Below are 22,080 nucleotides of genomic sequence, written 5' to 3'. Positions count from 1 at the left end.
TCGAAGGCGTTAGAGTTAAAAGGCATGTCTACCACCCTGAAGGAGAGGCCGTTGGGAATCTTGGAGACCATTCGGAATCCGCAGGACCTGAGCAAGCTGTCCCAGGTGCAGCTGACGCAACTGGCCGCCGACATCAGGGAATTCCTCATCGACAACGTCTCCCAGACGGGCGGACACCTCGGTCCCAACCTCGGCGTCGTTGAGCTGACCATGGCGGTGCACCGGATCTTCGATTCCCCCCGCGACAGCATCGTCTTTGATACCGGCCACCAGTCATATGTGCACAAGCTCCTTACCGGGCGCAAGGATTTCAGCACCCTCCGCCAGCAGGGCGGGCTCTCTGGCTACCCCGACCGTGCCGAGTCCGAGCACGACATCGTCGAAAGCTCCCACGCCTCGTCCTCCCTCTCATGGGCCGACGGCATTTCCCGCGCCCGCCAGCTGACCGGTGAAGGCGACCGCTACGTCGTCGCGATTGTCGGAGACGGCGCGCTGACCGGCGGCATGGCGTGGGAAGCCATCAACAACATCGCGGCGGACAAGAAGCGCCGCGTCGTTATTGTGGTTAACGACAACGGGCGCTCCTACGCTCCGACGGTGGGCGGTTTCGCCGACTACCTCGCGTCCCTGCGCCCCACCATTGACTCCCTCCGCACCGCGCCCGCCTATGAGGTAGCCCTCGACTGGTGGAAGAAAAAGCTCCAGAGCGGCGGCCCCCTTGGCCAGTTCACCTACAAGAGCCTGCACGCCACGAAAAAGGGCATCAAGGACTGGTGGGCTCCCCAGGGCATGTTTGAAGACCTTGGCATGAAGTACATCGGCCCCGTGGACGGTCACAACCTCCACGCGATGGAACACGCCTTGTCCACCGCGAAGAACTACGCCGGCCCCGTCATTGTGCACGCCATAACGGAGAAGGGCCACGGTTATGCGCCGGCGCGGGCCCACGAAGCGGACCAGTTCCACGCCGTGGGCATCATCGACCCTGAAACCGGCGAGCCCACCGAGGCCGGCGGAGCCAAATCCTGGACGTCGGTCTTCGGAGACGAGATTGCAGACATCGCGGATGAGCGCAACGACATTGTCGGAATCACCGGAGCGATGCTCATCCCTGTGGGGCTGCACAAATTCGCCGCCAGGCACCCGGAGCGCGTCTTCGACGTCGGCATCGCCGAGCAGCACGCCCTCACCTCAGCTGCCGGGATGGCCTTCGGCGGGCTCCACCCCGTCGTCGCCGTCTATGCCACCTTCCTCAACCGCGCTTTTGACCAGCTGCTCATGGACGTGGCCCTGCACAAGGCCGGCGTCACCATCGTGCTTGACCGTGCCGGTGTCACGGGTCCCGACGGCGCCAGCCACCACGGCATGTGGGACATGGCGATGGTCCAGATCGTGCCCGGGCTGCACCTGGCTGCACCGCGAGACGCCACACGGCTGCGCGAGGAACTGCGCGAAGCAGTGGCCATCAAGGATGCCCCCAGCGTGCTCCGCTACTCCAAAGGCACAGTCGGGGCAGAAATCGAGGCAGTCGAGAGGCTGGGCGACGGTGTCGACGTGCTCGCCCGGCGCCCGTCCGGTTCCACCGAAAACGACGTCCTCATCGTCAGCGTCGGCGCCATGTCCGAGCTCGCCCTCAACGTCTCGAACCGGCTTGGAGCACAGGGCATCAGCTCCACCGTGGTGGATCCGCGATGGGTGCTTCCGGTCCGGAAGTCCATCATCGCTCTCGCCGCAAGGCACCGACTGGTGATCTGCATCGAGGACGGGGTCCGCGCAGGAGGGGTGGGATCCAGGATCCGCCAGGAGATGCGCGCTGCCGGCGTTGATACCGCCTTGAATGAAGTGGGCCTGCCAGTGGAGTTCCTGGACCACGGAACCCGTAGCCAAGTGCTCGAACGTGTTGGTCTCACGGCACAGCAGATCACCCACGACGTCGTCGCCCAGGTTTTGGGCACCAAGGTGCCGTTTGCGCGTCCCCTTCCCGGACAGGAACACCCCACCACGGGCAGCCTGCCGAAACTGTAGGCACATTTTCCACTGTTAGGCGGCTCAGACCGCGGCGATCCACCTAAGGACTGGCATGAGCGGCATTATTCGGGTTTACAGGCGCGATGAAGAAGGGACTCTTCACTTTCGGGAGGCCTGGTTCGACGAGGACTACAACCAGTTCGTCATGAACCATGGGGCAGTGGGCCACCAGAGCAAGACCGAGGAAACAGACGTTGCCGACGCCGAAGCCGCCGACCGTTTGCTCGATGCGTTCTCTGCGCAGTGCGAGGAGGATGGATATGCGGAGATTCCGGAGGAGGAACAGTTCTGGGTGGTCGCCCAGTACGCCCTGAAAACCCGGGAAGGCACCAGCCGGGACAGGTACCTGGAGGAAAAAGCAAAGGATGCGCTGATCAGCCACTTGGCATGGCGCGGCCTCGGCACGGTGGAGCGCTCGGAATTCAGCGACTCCAAGCTCAACATTTTCTGCCTGTGCCCGGATGTCAACAAAGCCGTGAACGCCATTAAGGTCTGCATCCGCGGCGAGGACCTGGACTTCACCAAGCTGAGTATCGGCGCTGCTCCCTACACAGATCCCATGGCACTCAAGCTCAAGCACTCACCGAAGCCGGGGACTGTCTTCACCCTCTAACGGTGCCTTTCCCTTGTCATGGCTCCCTAACGGTTCATCCTGTAATGCCAGTCCTACGCTCCCCAGAGGAAGGCAGACCGCATGCCGCAGAAACCAGCACAACCTGGCAGGACACCACTGCCGCGGGGCATAGCCTCGCCCACCCGTAGAATGCTGGCCCACGCCGGCGTGGAGACCCTCGAACAGCTCGCGCAGCTGGGGCATCGGCAGGTAACGCAACTTCCGGGCATGAGTCCGAAAACGCTGGCACAACTGCAGGATGCCCTCGATGAGCACGGCCTATCGTTTTCCGGCAGCTGAACCGAACCTTGCTTCGGGCTTCTCGCCTGACAACGGCCGGACCCAGCCACGACCGGGCCTCCATCCCTGCCGTTGTAGGGTGTTTTCATGACTGAATACCGCAGGCTGGGAAAATCCGGACTGACCGTCTCCGTTGTGGGACTTGGCTGCAACAATCTCGGCCGGGCGAGCACGGTGACCGAGTCGCAAGAGGGGACAGACGCCGTCGTCCATGCCGCCCTCGACGCCGGGGTCACTCTCTTTGACGTGGCGGACTCGTACGGCCGGGAACCCGGCCTGAGCGAAACGATGCTCGGAAAGGCGCTCGGCAGCAGGCGGGCCGATGCCGTGGTCGCCACGAAATTTGGGTTGGACATGCGCGGCACCAACGGCAAAGATTACGGTGCCCGGGGATCCCGTAGCTACATCATCCGTGCTGCGGAGGCATCACTCCGGCGGTTGGGGACTGACTGGATCGACCTGTACCAGTTCCACACGCCGGATCCGCTGACGCCGATCGAAGAGACACTGGACGCTCTGGATAATCTGGTGACCAGCGGCAAGGTCCGGTATATCGGCCACTCCAACCGGGCCGGCTGGCAGATTGCTGAAGCCGAATACGTAGCCCGGGCCAGGGGCGGGGCGCGGTTCATTTCTGCCCAAAACCACTACAACCTCCTGGACCGCCGCGCCGAGCTGGAGGTCACTCCTGCCGCTGAAGCCTACGGAATCGGGGTGCTGCCCTATTTCCCCCTGGCGAACGGCCTCCTAACGGGAAAATACGCCCCGCACCAGGCGCCCGAAGGCACGCGGCTGAGCCATACCCGGACGCACCTGGTGGACGAGGCCGACTGGCAGCAGCTGAAGCAGTTCAGCGCCTTTGCCGCAGAGCGGGGGCTCACTGAGGTTCAGGTTGCCTTCTCCTGGCTGGCGGCGCAGCCCTCTGTCAGCAGCGTTATCGCCGGAGCCACCCGGCCAGAACAGGTCCGGCAGAACGCGGAAGCGGTGGCCTGGGTCCCGGACAAGGCCGAGCTGGAAGAGCTGGACCGGATCTTCCCGCGGACACCCAAGGTTGCCCTTTTTTAATGGACACACGTTTGGTGGGCGCTGGTCTGCCTCATTCTGCCCCGACGCAGTCTGACCAGACTTCCTCTGTCCCGTCGCACTCCGTCCTCGTGGATGTTGATACCGGGATCGACGACGCGCTGGCGCTGGTCTACCTGCTGTCCCGGCCGGAGGTCCGGCTCGAGGCCATCACCTGCACAGCCGGAAATGTGGGAGCCCGGCAGGTGGCGCTGAACAATCTGGCACTGCTGGAACTCTGCGGCAAAACCGGAGTGGAAGTAGCCGTTGGCGCCGAAGCGCCGCTCGAGATTCCACTTGTCACCACGGAGGAGACCCACGGGCCGCAGGGGATCGGCTACGCAGTGCTTCCGCCTCCAGTGCAGCAAATTTCACCGCGGCATGCCGTTGATGTCTGGGTGGACACTGTCCGCGCCCATCCCGGTCAGATCACTGGCCTCATCACCGGCCCACTGACCAACTTTGCCCTGGCCCTGCGACGCGAGCCTGAGCTGCCAACGCTGCTCAAGGGCCTGGTGATCATGGGCGGCTGTTTCAACTACCAGGGCAACACCACACCCACGGCGGAGTGGAACGTGTCCGTTGATCCGCATGCCGCCCAGGAAGTCTTCACGGCCTACAACGGCTTGCCCGAGGACCGGCTGCCGGTTGTCTGCGCCCTTGAAACCACCGAGCGGATCGAGCTGCGGCCCGAACACCTGCAGAAGCTGGGGGAGGCCGCCGGGGCACGTGAGCCGGAACTCGTGCTGCCTGAGCAGCGTGAAGGACAGCGCAGTGTTTCAGACAACCGGCTGGTGGCCTGCCTGTCAGACGCCATCCGCTTCTACCTGGAATTCCACCGGCTCTACGACCAGGGCTACATCGCGCACATGCACGACGCCTTCGCGGCCGCTGCCGCCATCGGTCGCACTCCGTTCCGGACGCGCGCAGCGACCGTCCACGTCGAAACCGCTTCTCCTCGCCTGATCGGCACCACGGTGGCTGACTTCCGCGGTATCTGGAACGAGCCGCCCAACGCCCGGATCGTAACCTGGAATGACCCGGAGCAGTGCCTTGATGAGCTGATCTCCTCTGTGGGTGCCCTGGCCAGAACGGTCGCCCCACGCTCCGCCGCCACCAGCTAGTCCGCTTCACAAGGGATTGGAACAGGGTGCCCGGCGGGCGTCTGTTGCGCCGTGTCCACCAACCTTCCGGTTGGTTGGTACTCTGGTCTTATGGCGACGGACACGAGAGACGTGATACTCAGCGGCGCACTGGAACTCATCGGCTCCGGCGGCACGGTTTCCTTGGAGTCAGCCGCCCGGCATGTGGGGCTGAGCAAGCCCGGAGTGATGCATCATTTCCGCAGCAAGGAAGCGCTTATGCTGGCGCTGGTGGACCGGGTTGCGGGGGACTGGCATGCGGAGCTGTCCCGTCGTCTCGGCAGACCGGTCGCGGACGCGCCTGCAGGGCTGCGCTTGCGTACCTATGTGGAATGGTGCCTGACAGGGGATTTCGGCGAAGCGGATCTGGTGATGCTTTCCGACCCCCGGCTGCGTCAGCCCTTGCTGGCCCGATGGATGGAACGCATGGCTGTGTGGGTTGAGGTTCCGCCCGACCTGCCGCTGGACCAGCGTTCGTCCCTGACCGCGGCCCGGCTGCTTGCGGAGGGTGCCTGGTTCGCGGCCGCCACTGACGTCTTCCCTCCCGCTCCTGAACTGAAAGCCGGCATCCGTGCCATCATCGAGCAACTACTGGAGGACCGACCATGGTGAAATGGCTACTGCTGGCCGGTGCTATCGCCAGCGAGGTGATTGCTTCCCTGACCCTAAAGGCCGCGCTGGAGAATCCCGCTCTTTTCGCCGTTGTGGGTGCCGGCTATGTGACTGCCTTTGGTCTCCTGGGCAGGGTGCTGCGCCGGGGTCTGGCCTTGGGCGTGGCCTACGGCATCTGGGCCGCCATGGGTGTCGCCCTGACCGCGCTGCTCGCCGCCGTGCTTTTCGGTGAGCCACTGACCCTGCTGATGCTCGTGGGAATCGCATTGGTCATCGGCGGAGTACTGTGCGTTGAGGTCGGATCCCACAGGGCGCCAGTGAAAGAGCAGACCGCCGGATGATGTGGCTGTTCTTGACCGGGGCGATCCTTACCGAAGTCGCCGGCACCTTATCCCTTCGCCTCGCATCTGAGGGAAAGAAGAGCTGGTACGTGGCGGTGGGAGCCGGCTACCTGCTGGCGTTCACCTTTCTCACCCTGACCCTGGCCCAGGGAATGAGCCTCGGAGTCGCCTACGGCATCTGGGCTGCCGTGGGTGTAGCCCTGACAGCCGTCGGAAGCAGGATTGTCTTTAAGGAACCCCTCACTCCCGTCATGATCCTTGGCCTGGGCCTCATCATGGTCGGCGTGCTGCTCATCGAACTCGGCGCAGCCCACTCAACGCAACTCTGAGCGTCCGGGCCTGGCGCGTACGTGCATCCACTCGCCCTGCTGTCCAAACAGGCTAAGAAACTCGACGGGTTTGCCATCAGCGCTGGCGAACCAGTGCGGCGTGTGGGTGTCGAATTCCACGGCTTCGCCCGGGCGAAGGTCAAAGTCCTTGTAGCCCAGCACCAGACGCAGTCGTCCATTGAGGATGTAAAGCCATTCATAGCGCTCATGAACGCGCGGGTCGGGCTCTTCCCCGCGGGCATCGCCGGTGAGCACCATCTTGAAGGCCTGCTACCGGAGCGACTCGCCGGCGATTTGGAGCTGGTACCCAGCGCCACCCGGACGGTCTGGGTGGCCACCCCGGCCATGGCCTAAGCGAAGTTCCCGCAGTAGCAGGGCGCGCCCGCAGCTCGGTAGGATGGTAGCCGCGTCGAGGTGACATAGGCGCCCTGTTTTGCGTACGCGGATGATCACGCCACAGGGCGGAACCGCCGTCATCAGCCAAAGGACCCATCATGTCTCAGCCTTCCCTCACCCTCCCGACCCCTGGACAGCAGTCGGCCCGCAAGCGCCGGCTGCTCGAAATTCTGGGCGCCGCCGCGATCGCGGCCACCTTTATCTACCTGGTAATTACCCAGCCCACCGACATCACCGGCGGGCTCAGCAGCGTCTCCGCACTGGTGGCCCTGGGCGGCTTCCTGCTCGGGGCAGCCTTGCTGATCGCCGGGGTGCTGCCGACGCTTCCGACGTCCACCGTGGTCCTCATGCCGGTCGCCCTGGTACTGAACATCGTGCTCGGACAGCTCATGGGTACCAGCGGCCTGCCTTTCTACTTCGACGCCATCGGCACAGTCCTGATCGCAGTACTCGCCGGCCCCGCGGCCGGAGCGGCCACCGGAGCCCTCAGCAGCATTGTTTGGTCCTTAATCAACCCCACGGTCCTTCCCTTCGCAGCCGGTTCCGCGCTGATCGGCTTCCTCGCGGGAACCGCCGCCCGCTACGGCCTGTTCCGCCGTTTCTACCTCGCGCCCGTGGCCGGTTTTGTCACCGGAATCCTGGCCGGCGTGGTCTCGGCCCCCATAGCTGCATTTGTTTTTGGCGGGACCTCCGGCGCCGGCACCGGTGCCATTGTCAGCGCCTTCCGCGCCATGGGTGACACCCTGCTGGCCGCCATCACCAAACAGGCCCTGATCTCCGACCCGATGGACAAGGCGATCGTGTTCGCCATCGCCGCCATGCTCGTCTACGCGCTGCCGCGCCGCACCTCGTTCCAGTTCCCGTTTGTGCGGCGCTTCAACGTTCTGGCCGGCAAGAGCCCCGCCGGGAAAAATGTTGTCGGGAAAAACGCCTAAAGCTCCAGAAACACCGCCAACAAACGTGGCGCCGCGATTCAACCCCCTCACCCTGCTGGCCGCGGCAGCCGCAGTCCTGGTTATGACGACGGCGGCCTCGTGGTGGCCCGTGTCCCTCACCGTCGCTGCCGGCGCCATAGTGCTGGCGGCTCTGACCGGCACCGCCCGCCGCGTCATCCTGGCCGGCGGGGCTATTTTGGTGCCCTTCTGGCTTTCGCTGTTGCTGATGCACGGCCTGTTTTTCCCGGAGGGGCACACCGTTCTTGCCGCCTTTGGGCCGGCCAGGGTGACAATCGAAGGGCTGGGGTTTGCTCTCGATATGGGGCTGCGCACCTCCTCCTTCGTGTTAGTGCTGATGCTGTTCTCGTTCAGCGTCCGGGTTCCGGACCTGGTGGCGGCGCTGACAACACTCCGTGTGCCGCCGCAGTTCGGCTACGTGCTGGCCTCCACCCTCATGGTGGCCCCTATCATTGCGGTGCGGCTCCAGACTGTGCGCCAGGCGCAGGAGTCCCGCGGGCTGGTGATCGACAAAAGTTTCCGGAGCCGCCTGCACGCACTCCGGCTGCAAATGTTCCCGCTGGTGCTGGGTCTTGTCCACGAGGCCGGCACCCGGGCGCAAGCGCTTGATGCCCGGGGCTTCCGGCGGCCCGGGCCGCGGAGCAGCTATCGGGAAGTCCAGGATTCGGCAGCTCAGCGCATCTTCCGCTGGAGTGTCCTCCTGCTTGCGGTCGCTGCGGTTGTCCTGCGGCTTGTGGCCTCATACCCGGCAGGGGAGTCGGCATGAACGGGCAGCTTGCAGCCGGGGCAACGACACTGCGGGCATGCATTGAATCCTTCACATTCCATGGCGATTCCTTCCCGGCGGTGCAAGGTGTTGAACTCGTTGCTGCCCCGGGGTCACTGACGGCCGTCCTTGGTGGTTCTGGAAGCGGTAAATCAACGTTGGGACGGTTGCTGGCAGCTTGGCTGGCTTCCGGACGTGACGGCAAGCTGACGGGTACCCTGCATCTGGATGGCGGCAGCAGTATTCATGACGACGGCGGGCCACTGACCTTTGCCGGTGACGACAGTGACCCGCGGATCGATCCAGCCGCCTGGGCCGAACACGTGGGCTACGTCCCGCAGGACCCCGCAGCCATGCTTTCAGGGGTGCGGAGCACAGTTGCTGAAGAGCTGGCTTTCGGCCTGGAAAACCTGGGAGTGCCCAGGGCGCACATGATGCAGCTCGTGGCTGACACCGCCATGCGAACAGGTCTCACCGCACTGCTCGAACGGGACCCGGCGACGCTATCCGGCGGAGAACTGCGGCGTCTGGCCGTCGGGTGTGCCGTCGTCACAAATCCCGCAGTCCTGGTCCTCGACGAACCCCTGGCCTCCCTTGATTCCACGGGCTCCCTAGCCGTCACGGAACTGGTAGCCGATGTGCTGGCAAGGGGGACCGCCGTCGTCGTCTTGAGCCAGCAGGCCGACCCGCTGATCCGGCAGGCGGCGCAGTGGCTGGTCCTGGACGGAGGGAGGCTCGCCGCCGCAGGGCCTCCGGACCGGCTGCTGGCCGGTGCTTCCCTTGCCGGTTTCGGGATTGTTCTCCCCGGCCCTGCCGGACGGGTGTGCTCCAAGGCGGAACCCCGGATGGTGGCTACCTCCGGGGATGCCCCCGCTCCTGCGGCTCTTGCCGCGGCCTTGGAACTGGACGGCGTGTCCTTTGGCTTCGACGGCACAAATTCGGCTGGCAGGCTGTTGCTCCAGAAGGTTGATCTCAGCGTCCGTCCAGGCGAAATCCTCGCGGTGACTGGCCGGAACGGTGCAGGGAAATCCACACTGCTCCGGCTCTGCAACGGCTTGCTGAGGCCGGCGCAGGGGGAAGTACGCGTGGGCGGTGAACCGATCACAGGTGTTCCAACGGGTATCGTCGCCGCACGGCTCGGTCTCATGTTCCAGCATCCCCAGCACCAGCTGTTCGAGCGGACAGTGCAGCGGGAGGTGCTGTTTGGGCTTGACCGGCTGTACGGCAAGCAGGCGCAGGCGAAGGCAGCTGAAGCCCTGACGGCGGTAGGGCTTGAGCGTTCGCCCGGGGCCCATCCCTACGAGCTGTCCAGCTCAGCTCAGCGCCTGCTGGCGTTGGCCACCGTTCTCGCACGGGAACCGGCGGTGCTGGCACTCGACGAGCCCACCGTGGCGCTTGATGCTCATGGCCTGGACAGGCTCGCTGCCGTGATTGCCCAAGCAGTGGACAGGGGTGCCGCCGTGGTGATGGTGACCCACGACCTGGCATTCGCCCATGCCCACGCGGACAGGACCGTCGAGCTCAGAAATGGCAGGCTTTATGGAGCCAGGCATAGGGACAGCTAAGTATCTGGACGGTTAGGTGCCGACCCAGCGGGGAGCTGCAGTGGACGCCCGCACCACCAAGTGGGGTGTTCTGACGATGTGCGCGGGTCCCTGTGGTTTCTCGATCCGCTCGACTGCCTGGTTCACGGCGGTCGCTGCGAGTAATGGCGCATCCTGGCTGACGGAAGACAGCTGCACGTAGCTCAGCCGGGCGAACTGGCTGTCGTCGTAGCCGAGCACTGAGATGTCATCGGGTACCTTTAGCCCCTCGGCACGAAGGCCCTCAATCACGCCGAGTGCGGAGCGGTCGTTAAAGGCAAGAACTGCGGAGGGAAGATTGCCGCGCAGGGACCGGAAGGCGTTCAGTCCGTCCTCTTCCGTGGGTCCCCCGGGGACAATCCTGGCCTCCAGGCCGTGCCGCTCCATTTCAGCCCGGAAAGCATCGCGGCGTTGGCTGGCGGAAACGGCCGCACCGCCGTCGACATGGACGATGTTGCGGTGCCCGAGGCCGGCCAGGTGCTCCACCCCCAACCTGATCCCGGCACTGTCGTCGCTGCTGATTGAGTCCACGCGGTCGCCCACGTCATTCCGCAGGAGGCTGACCACCGGAACGTTGCTGGCATACCCGGCCAGCTCCCTTTCGCTGAGTGTGGGGGAAACCATGATCAGCGCCTCCGAACCGAAATCCAGGAGCGATTCGATGGCCCGCGCCTCCGGGCGGCCGCTGCCCACCGCACTCAAGGCGATCTCGTATCCGCACGCGGCTGCCTCCGCATAGGCGGCGTCCACGATTTCGGCATGGAAGGCCTCGGCGCTGAAGAAGCTCACCCCCAGGAGCCTGGTGCGGCTGCTGCGCAGCAGGCGGGCCCGGCTGTCGGGCCGGTAGCCGAGCGTGCGTGCTGCCTCCAGGACTTTTTGCCTGGTGGGCTCCGACGCACCCGGGGCTCCCCGCATGACGATGGAGACCAGGGCGCGGGAAACGCCGGCCGCTTGGGCCACGTCCACCATGGTGGGCCGGCGTTGCTGTTCGGGCATGTTCCTCCTTTATCCGGATCAGTCTATAGAACGATCTAGACAGACGGCGGATTAACTGCCACCATGAAGGGACTAGAACGATCTAGCTACTTTTCCGACACCACTGCCAACCCGGGAGAACCATGACTTACCTTCAGCATCCGGTCAGCGCTGACCGGCCAGCCCGCATTGCTTTGATCGGCGCGGGCTGGATCGGCGGCTTCCATGCGGAGTCCGTCGCCCGCCGTATCCCCAATGCGCGCCTGGAAGCCATTGCCGATCCCGCGCTGCCTGCCGTAGAAGCCCTGGCCGGGCGGCTGGGAGTCGCCAAAATCAGCACTGACCCCGCCGACGTACTCTCAGATCCCGACGTCGATGCCGTGCTGATCGCTGCGCCCGCACGTTTTCACTCGGAACTGATCGCGGCGGCTGCACGCGCTGGAAAGGACGTCTTCTGTGAAAAGCCCGGAGGACGAACCGTCGAGGAGCTGGACGGGGCGATGGAGGCAGCCGAGAACGCCGGGGTCATCGTGCAGTTCGGCTTCAACCGGCGCTTTGCGACGGACTTTGCCGCTGCACGGAAACTGATCGACGACGGCGTGGTGGGGGTTCCCCAGCTGCTTCGGTCGCTGACCCGCGACCCCGGAACAGCAGCCGGCATTGCCAACCCTGAACGCATCCCGCCGCGCACCATCTTCCTGGAAACGCTGATTCATGACTTTGACACGCTCAACTGGCTCAATCCCGGTGCTGTTCCGGTCCGCGTGCATGCTGTCGCTGACGCCCTTGTGGCGCCGGCAGCGAAGGCTGGCGGACTTCTCGATACAGCTGTTGTGACCGTGACCTACAGCAACGGCGCCATCGCCGTTGCCGAGGCAAACTTCAACGCGCTGTACGGCTATGACGTGCGCGGGGAAGTATTCGGCTCGGCGGGCATGGTGACCGCGGGCGGCCCCCAAACCTCGGGAGCGGTGAGCTACACCGAAGCCGGGATCAGCTCAGCCACTGTACGGCTGAACGTGGATCTCTTCCACGACGCCTACACAGCGGAAGTGGCCCAGTTCGCAGACACCGTCATTGCACGCCGTGACGGTGCCGGCGCTTCCGTAACATCGGGCCCGGGTTGGACGGATGCCCGCAACGCCCTCGCTGTTGCGTTGGCAGCGGCAGAGTCAGCCGAAACAGGTCTGGCCGTAGACGTAGCCACAATCGCCCAACTGCGGGCTGCCGAGCCTGAACTGGGGGCGGCGCAATCTGAACGGCAGCTGGCAGGAGACATGGCATGAGTTTCCGTCTGGCGGTCTGCGCTGAAATGGTCTACGGCGCGCTGCCGCTGATCGACCGTGTCCGCAGAATCCATGACCAGGGCTTCGAAGTGGAACTCTGGGACACCCGGGGCCGCGATACTGCTGCACTTGCCGCCACCGGGGCACGCTTCTCGTCGATGAGCGGCTACTTCGGCGGCAGCCTCATCGATCCCGGGAGCGCCGATGAAGTGGTCGCGTCCGCCGAGAAGCTCATTCCGACTGCTCTGGAGCTTGGAGTCGAGCGCATGGTGGTCCACCCGGCCGAGCTCGGTGAGGGCGGAGTAGCAGTCCGGCCGGTACACCGTGCCACTGGCCAAATGTGGCTGACCGGCCTGCGCACCCTCGAGCGCCTTGCGGTTTTGGGCGAAAAGCACGGCGTGACCTTCGCCCTCGAAAATCTGAACACCATCAGGGATCATCCGGGGATACCGCTGGCACGGGCCAAGGACACGTTGGCCCTTGTCGCGGCAGTCAACCACCCGAACGTGAAGATGATGCTGGATCTCTACCACGCGCAGATTGGGGAGGGGAACCTGATTGAGCTGGTCCGGGCAGCCCTTCCCAGCATCGGCGAGGTGCAGGTGGCTGACGTTCCAGGCCGGTTCGAACCCGGAACAGGTGAGGTTAATTACCGAGCCGTTGCTTCGGCCCTCGCGCAGACAGGGTACGAAGGTGTTGTGGGTCTGGAGGCCGGGGCCCTCGGCGGGCCAGGGATGGAAGCAGGGGACGCCGCCCTCGCTGCATTCCGTTCGGCCTTTGAGGTCTGACCGGCTGACGGATCCGGAGCCCGCGGCTCTCAACTGAAGTTTGCAGTGGACTTGACCGCGCGTCTCGCGGGGATGGGTCCGTGCGCTGACAGTGCCGCTTTGATTGATCAGTTTGCGGGATTTGGAGGACTTGAAGTCGGCGCCGGCTGCGCTGCAGGCACGGGTTCCGGTGGCGTTTGATGTGCAGCAGCGCGACGCTCAGGCTGAATCCGGGATACTGAAGGATGAGCTGGGCAAGGGCCTGGGGGTGCAGGTGGCGTTGGCGCGGCGGGAGTCGCCGAACCGCGGCGGCCGGCTGCCGGGCCTGGCTAAAGCCCTGGTGACGGAGATGCCGCACACCCTCGCTGCCCTGCAGAGCGGTGAGCTCAATGAGTGGCGGGCCACGCTGCTGGTGGCCGGGCGGTGGGTGAGCCTGCGTCCGGGGCAGGAGTCCATGACGTAACTCCCGGGGTCATATCGTGGGGACCTGCCTCAGGCCCGGGAGGCCACTCCCGGTGGAAGGAACCGCTTGCCGTTGACCCGCTCAGACGCTCCCACTCGGTCCAGGTACGGGGTAATGCCGCCGAGGAACAGCGGCCAGCCCGCGCCCAGGATCATGCACAGATCGATGTCCTCGGGCCCGGCCACCACACCTTCGTCGAGCATCAGGCCGATCTCCTCGGCGAGTGCGTCCTGAATCCGCCGGAGAACCTCCTCGCCAGTGGACGGCGAGGAACCGAAGGACAGCAGGGCCAGTGTTGACTGCGGAATCTCCTGGCCGCCGCCGGCAGCCGGGGCCCAGAAAGACTTCACCCCGTTCTCAATCAGCTTCTGCAGGTTCCGCGACACCCGGAACCGTTCACCGAAGGCCTCGTGCAGCGACTCCTGCACGTGCTGCGCCACAGGCAGTCCCACCATGGCCGCCAGTGTAAACGGGGTCATCGGCAGACCCATCGGGCGCAGGGCGTTGTCCGCGACCTCAGCGGGCGTGCCCTCGTCGAAGGCAGCAATCACTTCGCCCATCAGCCGCAGAAGGACGCGGTTGACTACGAACGCCGGGGCGTCCTTTATTAGGACTGCGGATTTCTTTAGAGCCTTGGCCAGCTCAAAGGCGGTCGCCAGCACAGCGTCGTCGGTTCTGCGTGCCCTCACAATCTCCACGAGCGGCATAACCGCCACCGGGTTAAAGAAGTGGAAGCCGACCAACCGCTCCGGGTGCTGGAGGCCGGCCGCCATGGCCGTAACCGACAGCGACGACGTGTTCGTGGCCAGGATGCAGTCGGGGGAGACCACGGCCTCCAGGTCCGCGAACACCTGCTTCTTGACGTTCAATTCCTCAAAGACCGCCTCGATGACGAAGTCGGCATCGCCGAACCCGTCCTTGGACACAGAACCGGTCACAAGGGCCTTTGTGCGGTCCGCCGCTTCCTGGCTGATCTTCTTCTTGCCCAGCAGCTTCTCCACTTCCGCATGGACGTAGCCCACGCCCTTGTCAACGCGGCTCTGATCAATATCGGTCATGACGACCGGTACCTTGAGCTGGCGTGCGAACAGGAGGGCGAGCTGGCTGGCCATTAGGCCGGCACCCACCACGCCGACCTTGGTCACAGGGCGGGCAAGCGCGCGATCCGGCGCTCCGGCAGGTCGCTTGGAGCGTTTCTGCACGAGGTCCAGGAACGCATAGACCGTGGCGCGGAACTCATTAGTCTGCATGAGCCCGGCCAGCGTTTCACACTCGAGGGCTGCGGATTCGGTCCGGGACATCGTCCGGTTTGCCTCCATAATGTCCAGCACCCGGGCAGGGGCCGGCGCTGCGTTGGAGGTCTTGGTTTCCACGAAGGCGCGTCCGCCGGACACCGCACGGGCCCAGCGCGCTGCCACGTCCGGGTCAGAAGGGTCGACCGCGTTCTGCCGGCCCGGTGTGACTTCGCCGGCGATGACCTTGGCGGCCCACGACAGCGACTCCTCGAGGAAGCCGGCCGGCTCAAACAGCGCATCGGCAATGCCGACCTCGTACGCTTCCGGGCCTGAGAGCGTCCGGTTGTTGCTGAGCGGGTTCTCGACCATCACCCGCACCGCGTTCTCCGGCCCGATGAGCCTCGGCAGCAGGTAGACCCCGCCCCATCCGGGGACCAGACCGAGAAGGGCTTCCGGAAGTGCCAGCGCGCCGGCAGCTGAGGAGACGGTGCGGTAGGTGGACTGCAAGGCTATTTCCAGCCCGCCGCCCAGCGCCACGCCGTTGATGAATGCGAAGCTGGGAACACCGAGGTTCCCGAGCGTGCCGTAAACCTCGTGTCCCAGCTGCGCCATCCACAAGCCGTGCTCGCGGCGGTTGAGCCTTTTGACGGCCGACAGGTCGGCTCCCGCCACCAGGAAGTTGGGCTTGCCCGTGACGCCGACCCCAACGATTTCTCCGTCAGCCGCGCGTTGCCGGAGTCCTTCCAGCACCGCACCGAGTTCCATCAGGGTATTGGGTCCCAGGGTGGTGGGTTTGGACGGGTCGAGGCCGTTATCGAGCGTGAGGAGCGCAAACGTGCCTCCGACTGATCCGCCCACCGTGGGCAGTTGCACATCCTGCACGTAGGAGTGCGTAACGGTCTCGTCGGGGAACAGCTCGGCAAGCTTGCTGAATTCGGCGGCGCTCATGCTGGTACTCCTGCAGGGGTTGCGGCTGGCTGGCTCACGTGCTGCTCCTCATTGAGACACTTAGTGCCGGCCCTGTCCAGATGATCAGGGTCCGGTCGTCAGTGAGCCCCACGTTACCCGTGAGTAACTTGCCCTGCAACCAGCGCCGGTGTGGCCGCTGGCTGGAGGTGCATCGAGAGCGATCAGGCGTTCGGTTCCCTGGATTCCTTCGGCGGCAGGGGCTGGGGATTGAGGAAGGCTTCAGTGATCAGCGGCGCCACGATGTCCACCTGCCAGGGTCTGGCACCGAGCCCGCGAAGCTCCTCGGCCACGGACCCTGCATCAATTTCGGCAGGCGGACGCCATGCGATCCGGCGCAGGTAGTCGGGCGTCAGCAGGTTCTCGAGGGGCAGGTTCAGCTCCTCGGCCTTCGCCTGCAGCAGGGGGCGTGCAGTGGAAAGCCTCTCCGCGGCGGGCAGGTCCCGGTCCGCCCACACGCGGGGCGGCGGAGGCGCGTTCGTGGGAAGGTGCAGCGGCGGGAGGTCTTCGAGTGCCCTTGCAGCAGCAATGCACCGGAGCCAGCGGGGAGCCTCGCGCTGGGCCGCCCGTCCATGGAATCCTTTGGTGCCCAGGAGCTGCGGGACCGTCGTTGGCATCGCCTTCGCGGCTGCTACCAGGGCGGAATCAGGAATGAGCCGGCCGGGCGCTACGTCGCGTTTCTGGGCCAGGGCGTCGCGTTCCAGCCACATCTCCCGGACTGCGGCCAGCTGGCGCCGGTCCCGGATCTGATGTAACCCCGAAGTCTTACGCCAGGGATCGACGCGCGGCGGCGCCAGGCCGGCCGCGAGGATGGCCGCAAATTCCTGCTCCGCGAATTCGAGTTTGCCGTCCGCTTCGAGCAGCTCAATGAGTTCCTCACGCAGCTCGGTGAGGACTTCCACATCGAGGGCGGCGTAGCGGAGCCAGGGTTCGGGCAGCGGCCGCGTGGACCAGTCGGCGGCTGAATGCTCCTTCGCCAGGCCAAAACCGAGGAGTTGCTCGATGACCGCCGCGAGCCCCACGCGAGGCAATCCTGCCAGACGCGCGGCCAGTTCCGTGTCGAAGAGTTTGTCCGGCCACATGCCAATTTCGGAGAGGCAGGGGAGGTCCTGGCTCGCAGCGTGCAGAATCCATTCGACGCCCCGCAGCGCGTCGTTGATGATCTTCAGGTCCTCAAAAGGTTCCGGATCGATGAGCCACGTGCCCGAGCCCTCGCGGCGGATCTGCACCAGGAAAGCCCGCTGGCCGTACCGGAAACCAGACGCGCGTTCCGCGTCCACTCCCGCTGGACCCGTTCCGGCGGCGATGGCTGCCGCGCAGCGCTCCAGCCCGGACTGGGTTTCAATGACCAGGGGCACGCCGTCGCGGGGGGCATCGAGGTCAATGACCACGGGGACGTGGCTGTCAAAGCCCTCTACGGAGATGTGGGGTGCGGTTTCAGCAGCCGGAGCGCCGGCTGTGGTGTTTTCCGGATTTTGCGGGGTCATGATGCCCCTAGTTTACCGGCAGCACGCTGCACACCGGAGTCGCCGCACCCGGAAGGGCTAGTTCCTGCGCCTGCGGGGCAGTGCGGAGACGCCGTCAGGCAGCGGCGGCAGTCCTGCGAACGTGCACACCATATCGGACCAGGCCTCCAGATGCGCCTGCACGTCCGGGCTTGCCGGGGTCCATGAAGCGCGGAGTTCAATGTCGATCGAGCCCGGCCGGTCAGACAGTGTGCCGAAGCTTTCCGAGAGCACACGGGTGGCTGTTCCTCCGGCGGCCCGGTAGGGCGCATGGTGCGTCTCGAGGGCTTCCACGAGCCAGGTCCAGGCGACGGAACCGAGCATTTCGTCGTTGCCCATCTCGGCATCAAGCTGTGCCCGGATATACGTCACAATCCGGAATTCACCGTCCCAGACGGCCGAGCCATCGGGGTCGTGCAGCAGGATGAACCTGCCGGTGGCGAGTTCATCGCCGTCGTCGTCGCTGGCAGCGGAGGAGCGTGCCAGGGCCATCGCCGCAGGTCCATGGACAGCAAAAGATTCGCTGTTCCGGGTTGCGGAGGCGATGACCTCCGCGCCGAGGGCAACGGCGAACGGCGCGAGCCGGGAGGGTGCCGGGATCTCATCCAGGCGCAGTTCGCCGCGGCATCGTGCTTTCCGGAGTGTTCCCAAAGCGTAGAGAAAATCCGCGGGAACCTGGGCAAGTGCGTTCACAATCGCAGGCTACGCAACAGGGGCCGCGCCGTCCGGCAGGCACGCCGGGCGGAAGCGCGATCGTGAACAGTCATTCCCTGCCCGTCTCATCGGGCTCGGGGGAAGCAGTGTGCGCGGACATCTCCCGCCGGATGGCTTCCGCGAAGGCATCCACGTCTTCCTCGCTGGTGTCGAAGGAGCACATCCAGCGGACCTCACCGAGGGCTTCGTTCCAGTCATAAAACCGGAAGGACGTGCGGAGCCTGTCAGCCACACCCGCCGGCAGGATGGCAAAAACGCCATTCGACTCGGTTTTCTGCGTAGGAACCACGCCGTCGATCCCGTCCACCGCCTGCCTCAGCCTGGCAGCCATGGCGTTGGCGTGCGCGGCCGAGCGCAGCCACAGGTCGCCCTCGAGCAGCGCAATGAACTGGGCGGACATGAAGCGCATCTTCGACGCCAGCTGCATGTTCATCTTGCGCAGGAACAGGAGGCCGTGGGCGGCCTCCGGGTTCAGCGCCACCACCACTTCACCGAACAGCAGCCCGTTCTTGGTGCCGCCGAAGGACAGAATGTCCACGCCGGCGTCGCGCGTGAATGCCCGCAATGGAACGCCAAGGTGCGCGGCAGCGTTCGCCAGCCGGGCGCCGTCCATGTGCAGCTTCATGCCCTTGGCATGGACATGCCGGGCAATCGCGCGCACTTCTTCCGGCGTATAGCAGGTTCCGAGTTCCGTGGTCTGGGTAATGGAAACGGCAAGCGGCTGGGCGCGGTGCTCGTCCCCCCAGCCCCAGGCCTCGCGGTCAATCAGTTCGGGAGTCAGCTTGCCGTCCGGGGTGGGCACCTGCAGCAGCTTGATGCCGCCAATGCGCTCCGGCGCGCCGTTCTCATCCATATTGATGTGCGCTGTCGACGCGCAGACCACCGCACCCCAGCGCGGCAGCAGGGACTGCAGCGACAGCACGTTGGCGCCGGTCCCGTTGAAGACGGGGAAACACTGGATGCCCTCGCCGAAGTGCTGCTCCATCAAATCCTGCAGCCGGGCGGTGTAGTCGTCCTCGCCGTAGGACACCTGGTGGCCTTCATTGGCGGCCGCCAGAGCGGCCAGCACTTCGGGATGCACGCCGGAGTAGTTGTCCGAGGCGAAGCCCCGGACGGACGGGTCGTGGAGCCGGGACATGGCGCCGGACGCCTCAATAGTGGTTGTCATCGCTTTGGTCACGCTTTCAGTCTAGGGATTTCCGGCCGGGCACGCCCACGATCACTGGGTGAGCAGGATCCGCTGTCCGTTCAGTTCAGCGGCGGGTTTGCCGAACAGCCCGACGACGGCGGCCGCCAGGTCTTCGACGTCCGTGTAGCCGGGGAAACTTCGTTCGGGGTGACGGCTTCGCATGGCGGCATCCACGAGTGCTTTGACCACGAGGACAACGGCGGCGCTGTGTTCTTCCGCCGCTTCGCCCGCTTCCCGCCGGAAGCCGTCCGCCACGGCCATGGTCCAGGTTTCTGCAGCGGCCTTGGCCGCCACGTAGCTGGCAATGGCAGCGGAGGGTGCCGTTACCGCCGTCGATGACACCATGGCGAAGCGGCCGCTAGGGGATGCCGCTAGGTCTCCGTAGAAAACGCGGGTGACATTGCGAAGCGTCGTGACGGAACTGCTCTCGAGGAAATTCCAGTCTTCGTCGCGCTGGTCGGCGATACCCTGCGCCCCCCGCCAGCCGCCCACGAGGTGGATCACGCCGTCGATCCGGCCCGCCGTGGGGGAGAGCTCCCCGTAGAGCTGCCGCACAGCGGGCAGGCTGGCCAGGTCGCAGGTGAGTGGCGTCACCCCCGGGCCGGCCTGCGCTGCCGCGGCCGCGATCCTGTCGGGGTCCGATCCCACTGTATAAACAGTGCAGCCGGCCTGGGCCAGGGCGCGCGCGACGGCAATGCCCGACGCGCTGCTGCCCCCGGCAACCAGTACCTTGATGGTGCCCTCACTCATTGGGCAGTCATCGCCGTTGTTACGGGAGCGGGGTTGGACGGGTCGGTCGCTCCCGTAATGCCGGCTGTCGACTCGATCACGGGCCGCATCTTCTTCTCCAGCGCCTCGTAGAACATGGAGAGCGGGAACTCGTCGTCCAGTACCTGGTCCGTGAGCCCCCGCGGTGGTCCGTCGAGGGGCAGGGCATCGGGACCCTTGGCCCACACGGACGCGGGATTCGGTGTGAGCGTTCCGGAGATGAGCTCATAGGCGGCCAGCCAGTGGGCCGTCTTGGGCCGGTCGATAGAGCGCCAGTAGAGCTCTTCAATGTGTGCGCCGAGTTCGATGACGACGCCGGCGACCTCGTCCCAGTCAATGCTGAGCCGGCTGTCGGTCCAGTGCAGCACCCTGTGCTGGTGCAGCCAGGCAAAGAGCAGTTGGCCGCCCAGGCCGTCGTAGTTGCGCACGCGGTTCCCGGTGATGGCGAAGCGGAAGATGCGGTCGAAAATTACGGCGTACTGGACGAGCTTTGCGTGCCGGCGCGCCTCGGGGGAGGCGTTTTCGTCCTTTTCGATCCGCACGGATTCCCTGAAGGCCGTGAGATCGCAGCGGAGTTCTTCGAGGGAATACAGGAAGAACGGCATGCGCTGCTTGATCATGAAGGGGTCGAAGGGCAAGTCACCGCGCATGTGTGTCCGGTCGTGGATCAGGTCCCACATCACAAAAGTTTCTTCGGTGAGTTTCTGATCCTCAAGGAACTGGGCTGCCGCCGCGGGCAATTCGAGGGAAGTGATGTCGGCGGCGGCGGCAAGGACCCGCCGGAACCGGGCCGCTTCACGGTCGGCGAAGATGGCGCCCCAGGTGAATTTGGGGGTCTCGCGCACGGCGACCGTTTCCGGGAAAAGCACGGCCGAGTTCGTGTCGTACCCCGGAGTGAAGTCAAGGAAGCGAATGGGCACGAAGAGCCTGTTGGAGTAGTCCCCCTCTTCCAGTCCGGCGATGAATTCGGGCCAGACCACGTCAATCAGCACGGCCTCAACCAGGCGGCTGGTGCTTCCGTTCTGCGTGTACATGGGGAAGACCACAAGATGCTGGAGTCCGTGTTCGCGGTGCTGCTGGGGCTGGAACGCGAGGAGGGAGTCCAGGAAGTCCGGGACTCCGAAGCCGGACGTGATCCATCGTGCGAAGTCGCTGCCGAGGAGTTCAAGGTAACGGGCGTCGTGCGGGAAGGACGGAGCCAGGGCTGCCACGGCGTGGATGATCGCGAGAACATGCTCGCGTGCAGCCGGGTGGTCTGCGGGATCAGGCACTGAGCCGTCCTGGATCTGCAGGCCGCGGAGGCCCGTCGCGGCTGTCTTGAGCCGTTGCCACTCCGGGTGATTTGCGGTGACCCTCACGGGGGTTGCGGTAGCTGTGATCGTCATCGTTGGCGTCGCCTTTCTGGTTGCCTGAGCTTCTACGGCGAGCGTAACAAGCGGCCAGAGTTCCTAATGCAAAATCAGGTCGAGCATAAGAAACAGTTTTGCTCGGAGGTTGCCCAAGGTTGCCCAGATATAGCGTCCGGCAGCCTCAGAATGCAACACGGCTTCCGGAACCCCTGCCCGGGGAACTCGGTGCTTTCAGGGACCGGGCCTCAGCGGGCCGGAGCCCCAAAATCCGGAGCCTCAGGAGCCACTTTGGGGCGCGCTGCTCTCTGCGTCCGTTGCGGGCACCAGCTTCAGCGAAATCGAGTTAATGCAGTAGCGCTGGTCCGTGGGCGTTCCATAGCCTTCCCCTTCGAAGACGTGGCCCAGGTGGGAATCGCAGGCGGAGCACCGCACCTCGATGCGGTCCATGCCGAGGGTGCGGTCGTGGATATAGCGGACCCGCCCCTCGGCGAGAGGGGCCCAGAAAGATGGCCAGCCGCAATGGGAATCGAACTTCTCACTGCTCGTAAATAGTTCGGCGCCGCACGCCCTGCACTGGTATACGCCCGCCGTATGTGTATCCCAGTACTCGCCCGTATAGGGACGTTCCGTGCCTGCCTTGCGCAGCACATGGAATTCCTCGGGGGTGAGTTCGCGGCGCCATTCGTCTTCGGTCCGGACAACCTGCACGGCGTCTTCTGCATTTTCTGGAGTGCTCAT

At 65.1% G+C, this 22,080-nt stretch carries 22 protein-coding genes and 1 pseudogene; 14 read left to right on the top strand and 9 right to left on the bottom strand.

The window, feature by feature from the left end; all coding sequences use genetic code 11:
* Positions 1-51 precede the first annotated feature (51 nt).
* The 8 genes from dxs to M1E01_RS11835 all read left to right on the top strand — a co-directional run bounded on the left by dxs (position 52) and on the right by M1E01_RS11835 (position 6,427).
* Positions 52-2,025, top strand: a complete 1,974-nt coding sequence (gene dxs / locus M1E01_RS11870; protein ID WP_457974949.1) for a 1-deoxy-D-xylulose-5-phosphate synthase — start codon at positions 52-54, stop codon at positions 2,023-2,025.
* 55 nt (positions 2,026-2,080) lie between these two features.
* A complete protein-coding gene (locus M1E01_RS11865; protein ID WP_457971794.1) occupies positions 2,081-2,641 on the top strand; it encodes a hypothetical protein in 561 nt (186 codons plus the stop codon).
* An 81-nt stretch (positions 2,642-2,722) separates the two neighbouring features.
* Positions 2,723-2,941: a helix-hairpin-helix domain-containing protein gene (locus M1E01_RS11860; protein ID WP_457971793.1), complete on the top strand. Its 219-nt coding sequence runs from the start codon at positions 2,723-2,725 to the stop codon at positions 2,939-2,941.
* An 87-nt stretch (positions 2,942-3,028) separates the two neighbouring features.
* On the top strand, positions 3,029-4,006 hold the full coding sequence (locus M1E01_RS11855; protein ID WP_457971792.1) for an aldo/keto reductase: 978 nt from the start codon (positions 3,029-3,031) through the stop codon (positions 4,004-4,006).
* Positions 4,006-5,127 (top strand): nucleoside hydrolase, encoded by a 1,122-nt coding sequence (locus M1E01_RS11850; RefSeq protein ID WP_457971791.1) that lies wholly within the window; start codon positions 4,006-4,008, stop codon positions 5,125-5,127. The genes M1E01_RS11855 and M1E01_RS11850 overlap by 1 nt, the downstream gene beginning before the upstream one ends.
* Positions 5,128-5,217: 90 nt before the next feature.
* On the top strand, positions 5,218-5,757 hold the full coding sequence (locus M1E01_RS11845) for a TetR/AcrR family transcriptional regulator (protein ID WP_457971790.1): 540 nt from the start codon (positions 5,218-5,220) through the stop codon (positions 5,755-5,757).
* Positions 5,751-6,098, top strand: a complete 348-nt coding sequence (locus M1E01_RS11840) for a DMT family transporter (RefSeq protein ID WP_457971789.1) — start codon at positions 5,751-5,753, stop codon at positions 6,096-6,098. The genes M1E01_RS11845 and M1E01_RS11840 overlap by 7 nt, the downstream gene beginning before the upstream one ends.
* Positions 6,095-6,427, top strand: a complete 333-nt coding sequence (locus M1E01_RS11835) for a DMT family transporter (protein ID WP_457971788.1) — start codon at positions 6,095-6,097, stop codon at positions 6,425-6,427. Before M1E01_RS11840 ends, M1E01_RS11835 begins: the two co-directional genes overlap by 4 nt.
* On the opposite strand, the gene M1E01_RS11830 is transcribed toward M1E01_RS11835, so the two are convergent.
* Positions 6,413-6,685 (bottom strand): cupin domain-containing protein, encoded by a 273-nt coding sequence (locus tag M1E01_RS11830; RefSeq protein ID WP_457971786.1) that lies wholly within the window; start codon positions 6,683-6,685, stop codon positions 6,413-6,415. The genes M1E01_RS11835 and M1E01_RS11830 overlap by 15 nt on opposite strands.
* A 236-nt stretch (positions 6,686-6,921) precedes the next feature.
* Here M1E01_RS11830 and M1E01_RS11825 point away from each other — a divergent pair, with 236 nt between their 5' ends.
* The 3 genes from M1E01_RS11825 to M1E01_RS11815 are packed head-to-tail and all read left to right on the top strand — an operon-like array spanning position 6,922 to position 10,107.
* Positions 6,922-7,758 (top strand): ECF transporter S component, encoded by an 837-nt coding sequence (locus M1E01_RS11825; protein ID WP_457971785.1) that lies wholly within the window; start codon positions 6,922-6,924, stop codon positions 7,756-7,758.
* 25 nt (positions 7,759-7,783) lie between these two features.
* Entirely contained in the window at positions 7,784-8,542 is a 759-nt protein-coding gene (locus M1E01_RS11820; protein ID WP_457971784.1) for an energy-coupling factor transporter transmembrane component T family protein, read from the top strand.
* Complete coding sequence (locus M1E01_RS11815) at positions 8,539-10,107, top strand: ABC transporter ATP-binding protein (RefSeq protein ID WP_457971783.1); 1,569 nt, start codon at positions 8,539-8,541, stop codon at positions 10,105-10,107. Before M1E01_RS11820 ends, M1E01_RS11815 begins: the two co-directional genes overlap by 4 nt.
* 12 nt (positions 10,108-10,119) lie before the next feature.
* On the opposite strand, the gene M1E01_RS11810 is transcribed toward M1E01_RS11815, so the two are convergent.
* Positions 10,120-11,121: a LacI family DNA-binding transcriptional regulator gene (locus M1E01_RS11810; protein WP_457971782.1), complete on the bottom strand. Its 1,002-nt coding sequence runs from the start codon at positions 11,119-11,121 to the stop codon at positions 10,120-10,122.
* A gap of 122 nt (positions 11,122-11,243) precedes the next feature.
* On the opposite strand from M1E01_RS11810, the gene M1E01_RS11805 reads away from it, so the two are divergent.
* The 3 genes and pseudogenes from M1E01_RS11805 to M1E01_RS11795 all read left to right on the top strand — a co-directional run.
* Positions 11,244-12,386, top strand: a complete 1,143-nt coding sequence (locus M1E01_RS11805) for a Gfo/Idh/MocA family oxidoreductase (protein ID WP_457971781.1) — start codon at positions 11,244-11,246, stop codon at positions 12,384-12,386.
* Positions 12,383-13,174, top strand: coding sequence for a TIM barrel protein (locus M1E01_RS11800; RefSeq protein WP_457971780.1), 792 nt, complete (start codon positions 12,383-12,385; stop codon positions 13,172-13,174). The genes M1E01_RS11805 and M1E01_RS11800 overlap by 4 nt, the downstream gene beginning before the upstream one ends.
* A 72-nt stretch (positions 13,175-13,246) precedes the next feature.
* Positions 13,247-13,568 (top strand): annotated as a pseudogene (locus M1E01_RS11795) (HNH endonuclease); the annotation flags it as partial.
* Positions 13,569-13,645: 77 nt separating this feature from the next.
* Here the strand turns inward: M1E01_RS11795 and M1E01_RS11790 are convergent.
* From M1E01_RS11790 to msrB, 7 genes are all read right to left on the bottom strand, one after another.
* Positions 13,646-15,799: a 3-hydroxyacyl-CoA dehydrogenase NAD-binding domain-containing protein gene (locus M1E01_RS11790; protein ID WP_457971779.1), complete on the bottom strand. Its 2,154-nt coding sequence runs from the start codon at positions 15,797-15,799 to the stop codon at positions 13,646-13,648.
* Positions 15,800-15,981: 182 nt separating this feature from the next.
* Positions 15,982-17,304, bottom strand: a complete 1,323-nt coding sequence (locus tag M1E01_RS11785; protein ID WP_457971778.1) for an HRDC domain-containing protein — start codon at positions 17,302-17,304, stop codon at positions 15,982-15,984.
* Between the two features lie 57 nt (positions 17,305-17,361).
* A complete protein-coding gene (locus tag M1E01_RS11780) occupies positions 17,362-18,018 on the bottom strand; it encodes a DUF3000 domain-containing protein (protein WP_457974948.1) in 657 nt (218 codons plus the stop codon).
* A gap of 67 nt (positions 18,019-18,085) precedes the next feature.
* Positions 18,086-19,204: a threonine aldolase family protein gene (locus M1E01_RS11775; protein ID WP_457974947.1), complete on the bottom strand. Its 1,119-nt coding sequence runs from the start codon at positions 19,202-19,204 to the stop codon at positions 18,086-18,088.
* A gap of 51 nt (positions 19,205-19,255) precedes the next feature.
* Positions 19,256-19,975 carry an SDR family oxidoreductase gene (locus M1E01_RS11770; protein WP_457971777.1) on the bottom strand — a complete coding sequence of 240 codons (720 nt, stop codon included), beginning with the start codon at positions 19,973-19,975 and terminating at the stop codon, positions 19,256-19,258.
* Complete coding sequence (locus tag M1E01_RS11765) at positions 19,972-21,378, bottom strand: DUF6421 family protein (protein WP_457971776.1); 1,407 nt, start codon at positions 21,376-21,378, stop codon at positions 19,972-19,974. The genes M1E01_RS11770 and M1E01_RS11765 overlap by 4 nt, the downstream gene beginning before the upstream one ends.
* Positions 21,379-21,618: 240 nt before the next feature.
* A complete protein-coding gene (gene msrB, locus M1E01_RS11760) occupies positions 21,619-22,080 on the bottom strand; it encodes a peptide-methionine (R)-S-oxide reductase MsrB (RefSeq protein ID WP_457971775.1) in 462 nt (153 codons plus the stop codon).

Source organism: Arthrobacter sp. D1-17, assembly GCF_054130535.1.
This window is presented reverse-complemented; position numbering and strand designations above follow the sequence as displayed.